This window comes from Phocaeicola vulgatus ATCC 8482 (assembly GCF_000012825.1).
Taxonomy (GTDB): domain Bacteria; phylum Bacteroidota; class Bacteroidia; order Bacteroidales; family Bacteroidaceae; genus Phocaeicola; species Phocaeicola vulgatus.
Window position 1 is genome coordinate 4,466,404 of record NC_009614.1, and the last position, 17,068, is coordinate 4,483,471.

At 42.1% G+C, this 17,068-nt stretch carries 14 protein-coding genes and 1 pseudogene; 2 read left to right on the top strand and 13 right to left on the bottom strand.

Features of this window, described 5'->3' with window-relative positions; genetic code table 11:
• Nucleotides 1-45: 45 nt before the first annotated feature.
• Together BVU_RS18065 and BVU_RS18070 are read left to right on the top strand one after the other, a co-directional pair.
• Complete coding sequence (locus tag BVU_RS18065; RefSeq protein WP_012055774.1) at nucleotides 46-1,074, top strand: sensor histidine kinase; 1,029 nt, start codon at nucleotides 46-48, stop codon at nucleotides 1,072-1,074.
• Nucleotides 1,067-1,840, top strand: coding sequence for a LytR/AlgR family response regulator transcription factor (locus BVU_RS18070; RefSeq protein ID WP_005839310.1), 774 nt, complete (start codon nucleotides 1,067-1,069; stop codon nucleotides 1,838-1,840). The genes BVU_RS18065 and BVU_RS18070 overlap by 8 nt, the downstream gene beginning before the upstream one ends.
• Nucleotides 1,841-2,656: 816 nt before the next feature.
• Here the strand turns inward: BVU_RS18070 and BVU_RS18080 are convergent.
• From BVU_RS18080 to BVU_RS18140, 13 genes and pseudogenes are all read right to left on the bottom strand, one after another.
• Nucleotides 2,657-6,091: a bifunctional proline dehydrogenase/L-glutamate gamma-semialdehyde dehydrogenase gene (locus BVU_RS18080; RefSeq protein ID WP_012055776.1), complete on the bottom strand. Its 3,435-nt coding sequence runs from the start codon at nucleotides 6,089-6,091 to the stop codon at nucleotides 2,657-2,659.
• Between the two features lie 256 nt (nucleotides 6,092-6,347).
• Complete coding sequence (locus tag BVU_RS18085; RefSeq protein WP_012055777.1) at nucleotides 6,348-6,953, bottom strand: hypothetical protein; 606 nt, start codon at nucleotides 6,951-6,953, stop codon at nucleotides 6,348-6,350.
• Nucleotides 6,954-7,354: 401 nt separating this feature from the next.
• Nucleotides 7,355-7,768, bottom strand: a complete 414-nt coding sequence (locus tag BVU_RS18090; RefSeq protein WP_041174487.1) for a secondary thiamine-phosphate synthase enzyme YjbQ — start codon at nucleotides 7,766-7,768, stop codon at nucleotides 7,355-7,357.
• Between the two features lie 8 nt (nucleotides 7,769-7,776).
• The gene (locus tag BVU_RS18095; RefSeq protein WP_005839325.1) at nucleotides 7,777-8,979 is read right to left on the bottom strand and encodes a hypothetical protein; all 1,203 of its coding nucleotides are present in this window, start codon (nucleotides 8,977-8,979) and stop codon (nucleotides 7,777-7,779) included.
• On the bottom strand, nucleotides 8,976-9,620 hold the full coding sequence (locus BVU_RS18100; RefSeq protein ID WP_012055780.1) for an ATP-binding cassette domain-containing protein: 645 nt from the start codon (nucleotides 9,618-9,620) through the stop codon (nucleotides 8,976-8,978). Before BVU_RS18100 ends, BVU_RS18095 begins: the two co-directional genes overlap by 4 nt.
• Nucleotides 9,617-11,149, bottom strand: a complete 1,533-nt coding sequence (locus BVU_RS18105) for a DUF4836 family protein (protein WP_012055781.1) — start codon at nucleotides 11,147-11,149, stop codon at nucleotides 9,617-9,619. Before BVU_RS18105 ends, BVU_RS18100 begins: the two co-directional genes overlap by 4 nt.
• 4 nt (nucleotides 11,150-11,153) lie before the next feature.
• Nucleotides 11,154-11,855 carry a 16S rRNA (uracil(1498)-N(3))-methyltransferase gene (locus BVU_RS18110; RefSeq protein ID WP_005839331.1) on the bottom strand — a complete coding sequence of 234 codons (702 nt, stop codon included), beginning with the start codon at nucleotides 11,853-11,855 and terminating at the stop codon, nucleotides 11,154-11,156.
• A gap of 28 nt (nucleotides 11,856-11,883) precedes the next feature.
• Complete coding sequence (locus BVU_RS18115; RefSeq protein ID WP_005839333.1) at nucleotides 11,884-12,450, bottom strand: bifunctional nuclease family protein; 567 nt, start codon at nucleotides 12,448-12,450, stop codon at nucleotides 11,884-11,886.
• Between the two features lie 58 nt (nucleotides 12,451-12,508).
• Entirely contained in the window at nucleotides 12,509-13,786 is a 1,278-nt protein-coding gene (locus tag BVU_RS18120) for an MFS transporter (RefSeq protein WP_012055782.1), read from the bottom strand.
• Between the two features lie 201 nt (nucleotides 13,787-13,987).
• Complete coding sequence (locus BVU_RS18125) at nucleotides 13,988-14,602, bottom strand: DUF5024 domain-containing protein (protein WP_005839337.1); 615 nt, start codon at nucleotides 14,600-14,602, stop codon at nucleotides 13,988-13,990.
• Nucleotides 14,603-14,623: 21 nt separating this feature from the next.
• Complete coding sequence (locus BVU_RS18130) at nucleotides 14,624-15,190, bottom strand: hypothetical protein (protein WP_008669490.1); 567 nt, start codon at nucleotides 15,188-15,190, stop codon at nucleotides 14,624-14,626.
• A complete protein-coding gene (locus BVU_RS18135; RefSeq protein WP_049764385.1) occupies nucleotides 15,181-15,651 on the bottom strand; it encodes an RNA polymerase sigma factor in 471 nt (156 codons plus the stop codon). Before BVU_RS18135 ends, BVU_RS18130 begins: the two co-directional genes overlap by 10 nt.
• 186 nt (nucleotides 15,652-15,837) lie before the next feature.
• A pseudogene (locus BVU_RS18140) lies at nucleotides 15,838-16,969 on the bottom strand (aldose epimerase family protein).
• Between the last annotated feature and the right edge of the window lie 99 nt (nucleotides 16,970-17,068).

Genomic DNA, 17,068 nt, shown 5'->3' on the forward strand with positions numbered 1-17,068 from the left:
TCTCCAGTCTATGATTATTCTGTAAAATATTGTAGCTTTGTTCACATGAAATGGAATGTTACATTATATGGCCTTTTATTCTCCGGACTAGGAGCATTTTCCTATCTTCTTCTAGCCAATTATTCCGATTTGTCACCCCATGTGGCAGATATGCTATTTTCCAAAGGTGCTTTTATCTTCTTCATCACAGCCTTCAATATTCTTGGCTACTCAACGTTGCGGCTCAGTTCCTGGCTAAACAGTCAATATGCATTGAATATCCGCAAACGTTGGAAAATTATTACCATTTATATAGCCGTAACTCTTCTGTTCTTTCTTTTGAATTATAGTTTATTGATTGTCGGAAAACTTCTGGTAGGTTCCTACAACATATTTATTTTCCCAAATGGCGGCTGGCGCATCCTCTTTCTGGTATGGTTGGTGGAGTTAGTTATTGTAGGACTACTTTTATCTAACCGTTCTATTCAGAACACATTAAAACTGCAACAAGAAGCTGCCGAACTTCAAAAAGAAAATAACACAGCCCGTTACACCGCCCTGCAAAACCAACTCAATCCACACTTTCTGTTCAACAGTCTTAACACGCTGATTGCAGAAATAGAATACAATCCCGCCAATGCAGTCCGCTTCACTAAGCATCTGTCCAGCGTTTACCGCTATGTCCTTCAAAGTCAAGATAAAGTCTTGGTACCTTTAAGCGAAGAATTGGAATTTATGAGATCCTACCTCTTTCTTCACGAAGTCCGATTAGGAAATTGCATCAGTTACAAATGTCATCTTCCCGAAGACTATCCTGAAGCCATGCTCCCGCCACTAACTTTGCAACTGCTGGTAGAAAATGTCATCAAGCATAATTCCATCACCTCAAACAAGCCTATGCAAATTAATATAGAAATTGAAAATTATTTCCTGACAGTAAGTAACCCTATCCAACCTAAAAAGAGTAATGACACCTCTTCGGGAGTAGGATTGAATAATCTTTCCAACCGTTGCAAACTACTGCTCGGTGAAGGAATCATTGTCACTAAAGCAAACAATTTGTTTACCGTAAAAGTACCTTTAGCATATGAATAAACTAAACGCAATCATTATAGAAGATGAAGTGCCAGCAGCACGTTTGTTACATTCCATGATTACCCGTCTGCGCCCGCAATGGACACTGACCATTATACCGGGCAGTGTGGACGAAGCTGTGGCTTGGTTTAAAGATAATCCACAACCCGACCTGATCTTCCTCGATATCCAATTGGCAGATGGAAACGCATTCGATTTCCTTTCGGCCGTGCATCCTTCCTCTATAATTATTTTTACAACTGCCTACGACCAATATGCCATCCGCGCATTTACAGTAAATAGCATAGATTATATACTGAAACCCATCGACGAAACACGTCTGCTCGATGCCATCATCAAATACGAAACTTTACAAAACAAAGGAATCTCCCGCCCCCAAGAATATCTGGATACATTGCTGGATACCCTGCAACATAAAGAAAGACGTTACCGTACACGCTTCCTTATTTATGGAGCCGACCGTTTCTGGTCTCTTCAAGTAACGGACATAGCCTATTTCTATTCTGAAAATAAAATAACTTTTGCCGTCACCCAAAAAGGACAAGAACACATAATCGACCTGTCTCTGAATAAATTAATGGAACAGTTGGACCCAGAACAGTTCTTTCGCGCCAACCGTCAGATTATTATCAGCATTGCTTCCATAGACCATGCCGAACCTTATTTTAATGGCAAGATAGTAGTCAGTGTCCTTCCTCCTTACAAAGCCCAAATCACCATCAGTGAAGAAAAACTTTCTTCATTCAAGCTTTGGCTTAATTATTAAGAAATGAAAAAGGAAGATTAAGCACTTACTAATCGGTAAACATGATAGCCTCAATGCATATACCTTGTTTATTGATAACACACTCTATAGTCGCTGCCGGAAGCCGGAACTCCAAAATATGCGCATCGGGCAAATAGGGACATATATATCTTTGTGAATCAGGATGAAATGTTCTGATACACAATTCCGAAAATCCAATAAAGCCCCTTACTTTAAAATAATTAAAGCAAGATTGCGAAAACGGCAAAAAAGGAGGTCTATTTTCTTTCATTAGTCTTTGCAATAGATTTATGTTACTCATGTCAAAAACATGAACTTATCATAAACAAGCGTGTGTCCGAAAGGTTTATCAAAAGTTCCATTTCTTCCGCCACAATATAAAAAAGCAGTCCGGCACAGATATTCATCCATATGCCGGACTGCTTTTACACCATATTATCCTTCTTACTTATTTCTAAGTTTTTTACACAAATCTGCTTTATCCGACAAACAAGGAAGATCGAAAAAATATTCATTCCGCCAAGTAACAGGACAAATTATTGTACCATTTTATTTCTATGCCAAAATCCTATAACAAAGCTTTTTAATGCATCGTTAAAAAATATGAGTTATAAAAAATTGTCGGAATACTAGAATATCTTCTAAAACTTATAGACTATCAGGTCCAACAAGTTTTAAAATAATTACGTATTGATTTAAAAATTTATCTGCCTTTACTCTTGCCCTTATTGATGAAATAATAAAGCACTCCATAAAAATATAAAGACACTGAAAAGAATTATCGGACGGAATGTTTCCGCCCGATAATATAAACAGTTATTCTACCGGCGGCACCTCCAGAATACTACCATAACGATGATATTCAAATGAAATACTTTGCTCCTTGATGTAATGAACCAATTCCACACGTCCGTCTTTCACCGGTTTAGCTGTAGCAATATACTTATCAATACGTGCAGCTTCCTCGTACATTTCCATCGGAATATCAGCCCCACAAGTGCGGATACGTTCATAATTCTTCATTGATTTCAGGAATCCGGCCAACGCTTCTTCTTTTAAAGGACATCCCAAAGAAGCCAATGCAGCGGTACGGTCATCACCAGGTTCAAAACTAATACTCAATGGAGTATGACAAATTCTGGCAGCCAAAGCAATCATCTTTGCATCTTCATTGTTATCTCCTGGGAAAAGACGCAAAACCATATTCTTTAAAGGCAGATAGCGGAATGCATTTTGCTCGCCATACAGATTATTGACATCACGAGCATGCGCAAATTCCTGCTCGTATGCCTTCACATAACTTTGTGTATAGTCGGTGGTACTGCCTGGCTTATCTGCAATATTTACAAAACAAGCACAATAGTTAGGACCACCCGCCTTCACACCTCCACCAAAAGCCGACAATTTCATTCCACCGAACGGCTGACGATTTACAATGGCCCCCGTTATACCACGATTGATGTAAAGGTTACCTGCCATAATTGAATCTTTCCACAATTTCTGTTCGCCTTCATCCAGACTCTGTAAGCCCGAAGTCAAACCATATTCCAAACTGTTTACCAAATCAATGCCTTGCTGCAAATTCTCAATGCAAACCACGCTCAGCATCGGACCGAACAATTCCGTTCTGAATGAATAGTTGCCGGGACGTACCCCCCACTTCACTGTAGGAGCCAATACATATTTATGCTTATCAAGAAAACGAGGTGGAACCAGCCAAGACTCCCCTTTTTCCAGTTCCAGAGCTTTCAATAATTTATCATTCTTATTGGTAATCATCGGACCTACCACATTCCCAGGATTCCATACACTACCCACCTTCATACTAGTTGCGGCATCTTTCAACTTATCTTGAAAGTTCTTGTCCTCATAGACCGAGCGTTCTACCAGCAATAAAGAACATGCGGAACATTTTTGACCGGCATTGCCAAAAGCAGAAGCCACAATATTCATAATAGCATGGTCACGGTCACCGGAATCTGTCAAGATAATTGCATTCTTGCCACCGGTTTCTGCCGACAATGGAGTAGCCGGATTACTGCGTGCAATATTTTGGGCAGTGTCTGTCCCTCCTGTCAGAATAATATGTTTGACAGCCGGAGCAGTAGTCAATACCTTTAATGCCTCACGGTCTGTAATGATAACCTGCAAAGCCTCTTTAGGCACACCTGCATCCCAAAATGCCTTGGCAAACAACCATGCCACAGGAGCGGCAACAGTAGCCGGTTTCAGAATCACAGTATTTCCTCCTGCCAGTCCTGCCACAATACCACCAATAGGTATGGCACACGGAAAGTTCCACGGAGAAATAACCAAAATAGTCCCTTTAGGAGCAATATCCACACCCGGCAATTCCGCAAACTGCTTCATGCTAGTGGTATAAAAACGAGCATAATCGATCCCCTCCGATACCTCCACATCGCCTTCCACCACTGTCTTCCCTGTCACAGCACACATACAACCTATCAAATCACCACGCATCTCACCCAGTCTGTTGGCAGCTTCATACATTATTTTATGCCGTTCCTGCAATGTGGTCTTTCTCCATCCGGCAGGATCTTTTTCGGCTATTTCCAAAATTTTCATCACCTGTCCGGCATCAGCTTGTGACATTTCACATACACAAACCTCATCATCCTGACAACGGTCCATATATTTATGACGCTTCTCACAAACCACCGTTTCAGCTCCTATCTGCAAAGGAATGATTTCAGGTGAATCCGCCGGTGACTTCTTCCATTTCGCAAAAATATTCCGAACCCACTCCTGGTTCTGAGCCAAATCAAAATCAGTATCAGGTTCATTCTTCATTACATCAGCTGGTGGAACGGGATTATAACGATGCAAGCGGTTTTGTGTACGGGTAGGAATATGCGTAATAACATCTTTCATCTTATAAGCTTCCTCAAACTGGTTCTGCAAGAAACGCCAAGTATCCGTACCCGGCTTCAAATTGAACGAATGGGTCAGAAAGTTGTCCGGAGCCGTATTTTCATCCATACGACGGACCAAGTAAGATACTGCATTCAGGAAATGCTCATCTTTTACCACCGGTGCATATAAAATCACATGATTTCCCAATTGGGATTGGGCACGCCATACATGATCAGCCATACCTTCCAACATCTCAAAAGTCATGTACTCCGCGCTTCCCAGCTTCCGACTCAACAGATAGGCGTATGCAATAGTGAACAAATTATGAGAAGCGACCCCCACATGCAAGGCTTTTGCATTCTCCGGTAACAAAGCCCGTTCCAGAATATGCAAATAATTGGCATCGACTTCTGTTTTCGATGTCCTCACTGGATTAGGCCAGCCACGAAGAGAAGAGATAACCGTTTCCATTTCCAGATTACAACCTTTTACCAACCGCATTTTCAATGGCGCACCGCCATCAGCCATACGCGCTTTGGCAAAGTCCAACAATTCAGTCTGAAATTCATACGCATCGGGCAGATAAGCCTGTACAACAATACCTGCCGAATAGTTTTTAAATTCCGGTCTGCTCAACACTTCTTTAAACAAGCGCAATGTAAAGTGAGCATCTTTATACTCCTCCATATCCAAATTGACAAACTTGGAACGTTTTACACCATTCTCATCTACGTAAGGAAAGTCAATCGCTTTCTGATATAGCGCACACATACGTTTCACCAGTTCCGGAAAACTTTCTTCATAATTCAGCGCATGGGTCTGTGCGTAAATACCCGATATTTTCACGGAGATATAATTGATATCGGGAGCCTCCAAAGCTTCTAAATAATGGAAATAACGATGGTCTGCTTCTCCGTTTCCTAATACGACCTCACCCAGCAAATTTACATTCTGACCAATCTTTTGCTTAAAACGGGCAGCCAGATGGTCTGTTAATTTAGGACGCGCCTCATCCAGAATCACTTTAGAAGTATCCATACGAAGACGCTTCTTTATGATTGGTATGGCAATAAAATCAAAATGGTGGCCAAAAGCCTGGTACATTTTAAAAAGGAAAGCATCACGCTTATTCAAGAATTCGGGTACACCATAACGGTCTATCAGTTTCTTGATACGTTCCGCCAGTTTCTTACGATCACGGATCTGAGAAGATTCGTCCAGCATCTTCACCAGGAACTTTTTATCCTGCGGCCGTTGTACCATAACGGCATATTTATGCTGTTCTTTACGTTCTTCGCTAGTGATGGTTTGTTCACACGTGTTATAAAGCTTCAGTACCCATTCTTGTACTTCAGCGATGGTCGGTCTGTTGTCCATAGTAAACTCATGTTAATGTGTAAGAATTAAGGATAAAAAAATCATAGGTAAACAACCAAAGACATGAGCATCGTAGGACTGAACATAACGGCACGATACCGGTGCAAGGTCTGAAGAGCCTGCTGCGAAAACCGGTCAAATATAAGTTCTCTGCCCATAACGTAAATTCCTTATAAAATGTTACTGTTCATGTGCAAATATACACTAATTCTTTTATTATCAAAGGAAAAAGTGAAAAATTATAATCCGGAACATATTAAATTTCCAATTTAAAGAAAGTAGGCTGATTGGAAGCCCTACTATAGCCTTCCAACAAATAGAAATCCGTACAGGCCACATGAATGGTAAATAAATAATTGATGGTATGCGAATGGTATCCTTTGGGAGGAGCGATACAATATAATCCACCTATCGTTTCCTGTGTCCAAGAATAAGACTTTTCCTTAAAATCGGCTACAAAAGCTGCCTTTCTGAAACGATCTGAGATTTCACGCAAATAAAACTCACCTATATGACAGGCATTGCTCCGATTAGACTCATGGTTGGCAAACAGCCAAAAATCATCCTGCAAACGAATACCTACCAAAGATCCTATATTGGAATGAATGCTATATAGAACAGATTCTCCGCTGTACAAACCATTCCGACATATAAACGCCACCTTCTCCAAGCAATAAAATATATCATAGGAAAGACCTTCATGCTCATCTTTCCAGTGAAACAGACCATTCTGTATCTGAAGCGCATACATCGGAACCGTCCATTGCCCGCAATCCAACAGACACAACACATCGCAGCCTCTTATCAATTTATGATAATCAGCCACACATTTATCCTGCGAATTCCAAACAATAATTTTCATCACTCAGGCTAGTTTTATCCGTTCATTTTTATGGTACAAACATAAAAAAGAGACGTGGGACCTGCTTAATATTTTATCTGCCTTAGAGGTATCCCCATACCAGCTGCACAAATAATAACAACAGTGTCCCACGTCTTTATGAATATACTAATCCTGTTAAGGAGTATAAACACAAGACGTGAGCGCTTGTTGTATTACACTTGTGCAGCTTTGAAAATTGGGGATTTTCTAAGACAAGGTAATATTTTAAACGCTCTTAATTATATATGTTCCTTCTTGTTTTCAAATGAATTTTCATCTGTTTTCAAGAATTGGTACAAAGTTAAAAAAAGAGTTCTGATTAAAGTGGAATTAATCTATTTTTTTAAATAAATAATAACCCGGATGAACATCTGAAAAAATTATTCCCCCATTACAGTAGCTACAATTTTACGACCACCTCCATGGTTGCGGAACTCACAAAGGTAAATTCCCTGCCAAATACCCATATTCAACCGACCTTCTGTAATAGGAATAGTGAGGCTGACGCCTATAATTGTTGCTTTTGCATGAGCAGGCATGTCATCCCAACCTTCTAAAGTATGTTCGTAATAAGGCTTACGTTCCTTTATCAAATGATTAAAAATAGATTCCATATCCGTACGGACATCCGGATCGGCATTTTCATTGATACTTAATGCCGCACTAGTATGTTTGATGAACAAATAAAGCAAACCTGTTTGGGGAAGTGGCGGCAAATTGCGCACCACTTCATCAGTAATCAGGTGAAATCCCCTGGTACGGGGACGAAGCGTAAATTCTGTCTGAGATACCATAACTATTATCAACCTTTATGCATCCATATAGATGCCACTTTACGACGTACCGCTACTATATTAAATAAGGATACACCCACAAAAAGCAAAACACCTATAACCAAGGCCGGTCCTAAATTTCCTTCTTCCAATTGTGGGAATAACTTTCCTATCATATCCATATAGTTACTCCGCACATAAATCACAATTCCCACTGATAAAAACAGCACCACAGCATTGAGTGCCAATGTCAGCATTTGATAAGGGAGCGCCACCTTAGCCGGACTGTAACCTATCAATAACAGATTCTCTAACTTGGATGTATTCTTTTGCAGCAACAAATAAATACTGAGCATCAAAATATAGAAAGAGAGCACACTGATAAGCAAACCTACAGAAAGCACAATTCCTATAATCACTTTCAAGAACCAGGTAGTCTTTCCCGCATCCAACTTGTCATCTTCCGTATCATATCCCTTGTCTTTAAAGAACCTGGCAATACGGTCGTCCGTAGGATTGTTCACTTCAACAATCAGTCGTGACGGTTCGCTTTTCTGCCCCGGGGCAAACTCATTGTTGGCCCACGTCATAAATGTTTCCGGAACAAGAATCGTATTCAGACGATTAGAGAAACCAACTATTTTTCCTTTAAAGTTTTCCGTACGCCCCACACCGGTAATACGTATATCCAAATTAACCATACCCATCACCCCTTCCGACAATTGCGGCAGGCTCCGGCTTTGTGCAAAACCGAAGTTATACAGATTCAGATAATTACGGGGGATGATAATAGGAACGACCCGTTCATATTCATCAAACTCCCATTTATCCAGGTTCACATCCACATACTCATCGGGAACAGACTCAAAGAACATGGCTGTAGACATGTGCAATCCCACGTTCTCCATCCCCATGCCTGCCGACACTTTAAATTGGGAAGGGATAAAAGCCCCTACCCCTTTGGTAAACGGCTGTTCGCTGATTTCAGCAATGTCTTGTTCGGAAAAAGTCTTGCTTTTACCGACAAAAGAACCCAATGTGCTCACTTTCTTGCTTACTATCACATAGTCTTTCTTCATGAAACTGTCACCTTCTGTAAAAACCGGCAACACATCTTTATAAAACTGAACACTCAGCAACACAATGACCATACCGCACAGATTGGCAAAGAAAAAACCCGCCAATTGTGAAAAGCTGATATGCTGACGTAATAATTTCCAGACCAACCTCATAGCTTCAACGTTTTTGTGTAGTTCAACTCCAAATGCTTGCCGATAGAAGTCACAATGATACCTGCCCCCTGTCTATCCGCTTCCTCCACCAATATCCGGGACATAATCCGCCCATTCTCCTCATCCAGATGGCTGATAGGTTCATCCAGAAAAATAAAATCGAAAGGTTGGCAAAGGGCGCGGACCAACGCAACACGCTGCTGTTGTCCGAAAGACATTTTAGCTATTGGCGTATCCCATTTATCGGCAATGCCGAACTGTTCAAACCAAGCCTTGATTTCTTTCTTAGATTTAAATCCGGTCAGCGAATTCTTCAACTGCACATTCTCCCACGCTGTCAGTTCTGTAAACAAACGTAATTCCTGAAACAACATACTGATGGAACATTTCCGAATCTCCACCCAGTCGCGCACCGAAAGCGTACGAATATTTTTCCCGTCAAAACAGATGATACCTTGATAGTCGTTACGGTATCCGTATATGTAGCTACAAAGCGATGATTTTCCTGTACCGGACGCTGCCTCCACCAAATAAGCTTCTCCACGCTTCAGAGTCAACGACTGATGCCAGACATCAGATATAATAGAATCCCTCCCTGCAAAAACGGCAGGGAGGGTCTGTTGTAATTCTATAGTGTTCATAAATTTTCCAATCCACGTACAATCAACTGTAGCACGTTGACCTCTTTATCTTTCATAACAATATTCATTTGGGCGCTTTTCCAATCGGGAGCCATCACATCCATATAGTCGCAAGGTCCCAGAATGGCATTGAACATGGCGGCATCGCTGCCCAGCATACGGCTTAACCGGGGATTCTCCTGAACATCCTTCACCAGCTGCGCCGCATTGAACGCCATAAAGAAACGGTTCTTTGTCACCTGTCCGGCCCAAGGAGTATTCTGCAAAGAAACTCCGTAACGGCGGCCTGCCTCATCTGCCAGTCTTTCATTGTTCGAGATATAAAGCAGATTGTCCTTCACACCAAACCAAATGCTTTGGCGATACATACGGAACTCGTATTGGTCTTTGCCCGTAGAGTTCAACTGCATCTGCCCACCGGTCATAGCCAACAAAGGTTTCAGGTCTTCGAAGGACTGCAAAAAGTCTTTATTCGTTACATCAGCATAAATCAGCAAGTCATTATTCGACAAGGAATTATAGCCAACCGCAACATCTCCATGAATAGAAGAGAATATACCTTCAATATCTATTGGTAACATCGGATTATCCAACGCTTGCCTGATGGTAGGATTTTCGCAAAGCAAATCATAAATACCCTTTCCATTGATATTACCTCCTGCCCAAACCAACGTATTGGCAGGGAAATACTCTAAACAGGCTCCTTTAATACATGAGGAAGCAGCCGACTGTTTTTCATACATAGCAATCAAATCCTTGTTTTCAATCAAAGTTTCCACGTCCACTACAATTTTGCCTTTTTCGAAAGTGGCGGAAACCAGATATTTGATATCTTCCAGTTTCAAATCGGCGGGCATTCCCATACGCATCTGCATGGTAATATCATTAGGAATGAACGACATATTCATCACTGTAACGACTTCACCTTTTGCCGAAGCCAACTTACCAAAGTCTGTAGTCTTTACGTAGCTGTTTTCAGCATCCTGACGCATCAATGAAAGCAAACTTCCTTTCAAACTGAGGGCATCTCCTTTATTACTACCCATCAATAAGAAAGTCCCCTTATTAAAAGCGCACAGCGCCGTACCCATCTGTGTCCATGTACATCCGCTTTCACTTTTCAACTCCGTACATATCTGCTCATTCTTTAATGCCTCCAGCAAAGCTTCCACTTTACCTTCATCATCCACTTTCGCCAATAAAGCAAAAGCATTAGAATGAGGAGTGATGAACATATACACCTTATCGGTAAAAGACAAGCCCGATTCAGACGGATTTTGAATAATCTTCTCGGCAATCTTGTAAGCTTCACCCTCCAAACCGCTTTTCAATGCGTCCGTCAGTTTGGCCACAACCTTTTCTCCTCCTTTACCGTTTATGCCGCTCTTCTCCGCCATCGTCTTGAAATCGAATGACATAACCATTGCCGCATCCTTAGGAATAGCGTTGGCATACTCACTTTCAGACGAACAAGAAGCCATAAGCAGCACTATCGCTACGAGTGCAAATCCCCAAATACCTTTTCTCATATTCTTATTTTTGGTTTAATAAATTCAGCGTATGACAGGCTACCAATGCAGCTGTTTCCGTGCGAAGACGGGACTTTCCCAAACTGACAGGCTGAAAACCCGCCGCTATAGCCTTAGCCACTTCTTCCTCGCTAAAATCTCCTTCCGGACCTATCATCACCAAAGCATCTTCTCCGGAACGCAATATATCTTTCAACAAAGGTTTTTCCCCTTCATAGCAATGGGCGATGAACTTCTGCCCTTTAAAATCCCGTGAAACAAACTTATTAAAGTCCGTCATTTCATTCAGCACCGGCATAGTCGCCTTCAACGATTGTTTCACTGCCGATACCAGAATCTTTTCAATACGTTCCTTCTTGATTACTTTCCGTTCGGAATAACGGCAGTTCAGGAAAGACAGTTCATCAAAGCCTATTTCAGTCGCTTTCTCTGTAAACCATTCAGTACGATCCATATTTTTAGTGGGAGCCATGGCAATATGCAACCAACCGTTCCACCCTTTTTCCTGCGGAATCGTTTCCGTTACCTTCACTTGGCAACGTTTACCGCTTGCAGCACTGATTACAGCTTTGTAAAAACAACCTTTCCCATCGGTCAACATAATCTCATCGCCTATGGAAAGGCGCAAAACCCGTAAACAATGTCCTGCTTCCTCTTCCGGAAGCTCAAGGTTACTCGCTATATCAGGGGTATAAAAAACATGCATAGTTCTTCTTGTTTTTTCAATTTATATATCAAGCTATTGTATTCTCCTCCTCTTGTTCCCGTCGTTTTATCTCATCACGCAAACGGGATGCCTGCTCATAATTCTCTTCTTCTATAGCCTTTGACAATGCTTCTTTCAGCATCACCACATCAACTGTATTTACATTGACAGAAAATGCCGTACTCCCAACTTCATGCAATTGCTCACTTTCCATAATCTCATCAGTAGTATAGACAGGACACCCGCAACGCATAGCCAACGCAATCGCATCGGAAGTACGTGAGTCTATTTTAAATACCTCACCTTCCTTTTCCAAAAACAGATAGGAATAATAGACTCCATCCTTTACCTTATATATCAATACTTTCTTTAAAGCAGTCCCCAACTCTTTGGTCACCGTCAGAAAAAGATCGTGCGTCAATGGTCTGGGCATCTTATAGCCCATCATTACCACCTTAATAGCCTGCGCCTCCAACGAACCGATAATAATAGGCAGCTTACGGTTGCCGTTCACTTCTTCCAACACCAACGCATATGCATCCGCCGGCTGCAATGTAGAGGACATATCATGTACCTTCAATTCTATTTCATCCATAATTTAACTTTCCTTCCACCATTCCCGTCTACATCGGAAACGGTCAAAAAATAATTTATCAAACTTGCCCGGGACGATGCTTATACTTGAATATGACAGCAAACAATACCGCAACCGCCAAGGCATATCCCGCAAAGACAAACCATGTCATGCTCCATCCCTCCATCTGCGGAGCACTGCTGTTCATATCAACAAAACGATTTACCACTGCCTGAGCTCCCAACGTTCCCACCGTAGCGCCAATACCATTTGTCATAATCACGAACAATCCCTGAGCACTGGAACGGATGGATAAATCAGTTTCATTGTTAACAAACAACGAACCAGAAATGTTGAAGAAGTCGAAAGCCACCCCATACACAATCATGGACAGTACAAACATCCAGACACCCGGCCCAGGATTCCCCAGTCCGAACAATCCGAAACGAAGTACCCATGCCAACATGGCTATCAGCATAACACGCTTGATTCCGAAATGCTTCAACACAAACGGTATTAATAAGATACACAATGTTTCCGACACCTGCGACAAAGATATCAATGCATTGGCATGATTCACTCCAAACGTATCGGCATACTCCGGAACTCCCTTGAAACTGCTGAGAAACGGATTGGCAAAACCGTTGGTTATCTGTAAAGAAACCCCCAACAACATAGAAAATATAAAGAAAATAGCCATCTTTTTCTGTTTGAACAGTGTAAACGCCCGTAATCCCATAGCATCTACCAACGATTTCTGTTCTCCACCACGACTTACAGGACACTCAGGCAAAGTAAGCGCATAAACCGCCAGTATCACTCCAAAGCAAGCACAAGAAAAAAACTGCATATAATTATTTTGGAATCCCAAGATATCCGTCAGCAACATGGAGCAGATGAAACCAATCGTTCCGAAAATACGGATGGGAGGAAAAGCGATGACAGGGTCCAGTTTTACTTTATCCAGTGCGGTATAGGCTACCGAATTTGTCAAAGCCAATGTTGGCATATAAAAAGCTACACTAAGAGAATAAAATGTAAACAAAGTACCGAAATTAACCGCTTCACCATCCACATAGCCATACCACCCGGCAGCCACCATAAACACGGCAGCCATAAAATGACAGAAACCATATAATTTTTGAGCAGGCACCCACCTGTCGGCAATAATTCCCATTATGGCAGGCATAAACAAGGAAACAATCCCCTGCATGGCGTAAAACAGACCTATCTTGGCCCCCAAGCCAATATTAAACAAATACGTCCCCATGGAAGTAAGATAAGCCCCCCATACGGCAAACTGCAAGAAGTTCATGACTATCAGTCTGAGTCTCATTCCGGTAATTTCGTTTTTCATCTTTCTTCTTTAATGTGTGTTTTTTATATTACTTGCAAAGATATAAAACAATTCGATTTTTCATGGAGATTCATCTTAAAAAACAAAGCCTTTCCGGCAGTTTCACAACTTCCGGAAAGGCAAGACAATTAAAAAGTTTTTGTAATCTAACCAAAAGAGAGTGTTTTATTATCTTGTGTTCGTGAAAAATAATGCCATCATCTATTCAGCTATGGCATAAGCATCCAGTCCTTTCAATGACTGGCGGATAGTTTCCTGCATCTTCTCCATCTCTTCCCGACTCATTTGGCGCACCTCTATACCGGAATCCCTTAGATTATTCCCTAATTCGGCCATCTGCTCATTGAACGAATCCCAATATTCCGGGTCAAGGACAACAGAACCCACTTCTTGCCCATCCTTCATCGGACTGATAATGACGGTCATGCTTACACTTCCGCTTTCTTTGACATTAAGGGTGTAAGTACGTTTCTCATTATCCGTCTTATAAATGAACGTAAAATTCGCTTTCTGCGCCTTGCCTCTTCCCTTCGGCATATCCTTGATGGCAGTTTCGGCATATTCCTCATCCTTCTCGAAAGCCTCAATCAACCTTGCACCTATATTCTCATCCTTTAACGAGAAACTTTTCACCACCTTCACCACTTTGCGGGTTTTAGGGTCACGTTTCGTTACAGAATTGATAGCCACATCATCCCGTTTTTCCAGTTCCGCCGCCATTTTATCAATATTCTTCTGGGCCATAACCTTACCTGTTCCACCCCACATCAGCAAAACAGCCGCCAATGCACTTCCTAAAATAAATCTTGTTTTCATATCTTATTTTTTTTATGTTTTTTATTCGCTTACCAATAATTCCTTTTCTTCTATCTCTTTCTCGGAACGACAAATTTCCTCCACACGCTCCTGAGCCAGTTTCTCCACCCGTTCCGCCTCTTCCAGTGTTTCAATAATACAAGGCATAATCTGTTTCACATCCGAAATTCGCTTGCCTCCCACTTCCACATAACTACCTTCGTAGCACGACCATTCACCACTTCCGCCTGCTTGGTTCTCCGAATAGAAAATCAAGCCTAACCCCAGCGCAATGACCATCATTGCCGCTATACCGGCACTCCAGACAGCTACCGGAATACGCTGATAAAAGCCTTCTTTTCCAACCACCGGTATCTTTTCCGATCTCTTCCCTCCGGCAACCTCCTCCTGACCGTCTGGCTGCGACATACCCGGTTCTCCCTGCATACCTCCCTCATACCAGGCAAACATCGGAGCATATCCCATCAGATGAGAAGGTACATCCCCTGTATGGAAGAAGCGATAAATAGCCTGCTCCTCGGCATTCGTGGTCTCCCCTTCCAGGAAACGGTTAATGTATTCTTCTATATTCCTCTTATCTAATTCCATACCTTACTGTGTATCATAAATTGTTCTTTTACTCTTTTTCTAGCTCTCGACAAATTGGTTCGTACCGCCACCGGCGTACTTCCTGTGAGACGGGCTATCTCCTCTACTTCGAAACCTTCCAGGTGCTTCATGCGGAGAATAGACTGTTGCAAGTCAGGCAAAGTACCTATTACTTCCAGTATCTCCTGCATATTCTCTTCCTCTACCAGTTTCATTTCAGGATTTTCACCTCCACCAATGCTGATGCCCTGCTCCAAATCGACTTTCTCTATCCGAGTGCCTCGCAGACGGTTGATGCACAAATGCTTGGTTATAACAATAGCCAATGCATCCACGCTGCGGTATTGGTCCAGACGGTCACGAAGAAACCAAAGTTTCAACAGTGCATCTTGCACTGCATCTTCTGCCTCGTCGGAGTTTTCCAAATAACGGATAGCCATTCTTAACAAAGCCGGCCGCATTCGTTTTGCCTCTATTTCAAATCTATTTTGTTCCATGTTCACCAGTATGACACATAGAGGTAGGGAAACGTTACATCAAAATGAAAAAAAAATTTGCTGACATGTCAATTTACCAATATACCAATAACCGTATGGGCATATATAGCACCGCTAATTGGCACATCAGCCAGTTGACGGATGCACCAATTATTCAAACTTATAAACCGTATGACTACGAAAGACCTCTCCCGGACGGAGTACAGTACTAGGAAATCCGGGCTGGTTGGGGCTATCTTGAAAATGCATCGTTTCGAAACATACCGCCGAACGGAAAGGATAAGCTATCCCCCCTTTACCTGTCATTTTTCCTTTCAGTCCATTACCGGTATAAATTTGCATTCCCGGCTCGGTGGTGAAGATCTCCATCTTACGCCCGCTTGCTGGATCATACACCCAGGCAGCCGGCCTTGTATCATCTCCTTTCGTATTCAATTCCCAAGTATGATCATATCCGTTTACCACCTTCAATTGGGGATGATCCGCATCTATACATTCTCCGATAGTATGCGGCATACGAAAATCAAGGGGAGTACCGGCCACCGGAAGATATTCTCCTGTAACACATTTCTTATCATCGTATGGAGTAAAACGATCTGCGTCTACCCAAAGTTGCTGGTCCTCCACGCTTTTCGTAAAATTTCCCGAAATATTAAAAAAAGAATGATGGGAAAGATTAAGTACCGTGGGTGCATCCGTAGTTGCCTCGTATGTCAAATCCAACGCATTATCATCCTCACCAAGACTATAGACCAACGTCACTTTCAGGTTTCCGGGGAAACCATTTTCTCCATCAGGAGAGATAAGACAGACGGACCCTATGTGTATCTGCCTGCTCCACTTTCCATATTCTATCGGCAAAACCGGGATTCCCTCCATGTGATATATGCCCGGACTTCCCATTGTTAGGGACCAGCTTATACTCTACTCCATCCAGCGTGAAACGCGCATTCAGAATACGTCCTATATAACGCCCCACCGTAGAACCAAAATTCTGCCGTTGCTCCATATATTCAGTAATCGTGGAAAATCCGCACACCACATCCTCCCGTTTTCCATTTCTGTCGGGGACAAGGATAGAAACCACCCGTGCCCCATAGTTTGTGATACAGACCTCCATTCCCTGCTTGTTGCTCAATGTAAATAAATCGGTATGCTGCCCATTCACTTCTGTTTGAAAATCCTTCCGCTGTAATCCAGAAGCTGTGATTTGCTTACCGGTGTGACAAGAAGAGAGCACCAGCAACAAGCCCATACAAACCAGACCCTGTTTTCCTTTCATATCATTCATTTTATAGGTTTTAAATACCACAAATGTAAATCCTCCGATGGAAAATAAGAAAAGCCGGCCTTCCCTTTTTCAAAGGATGACCAACTTTTC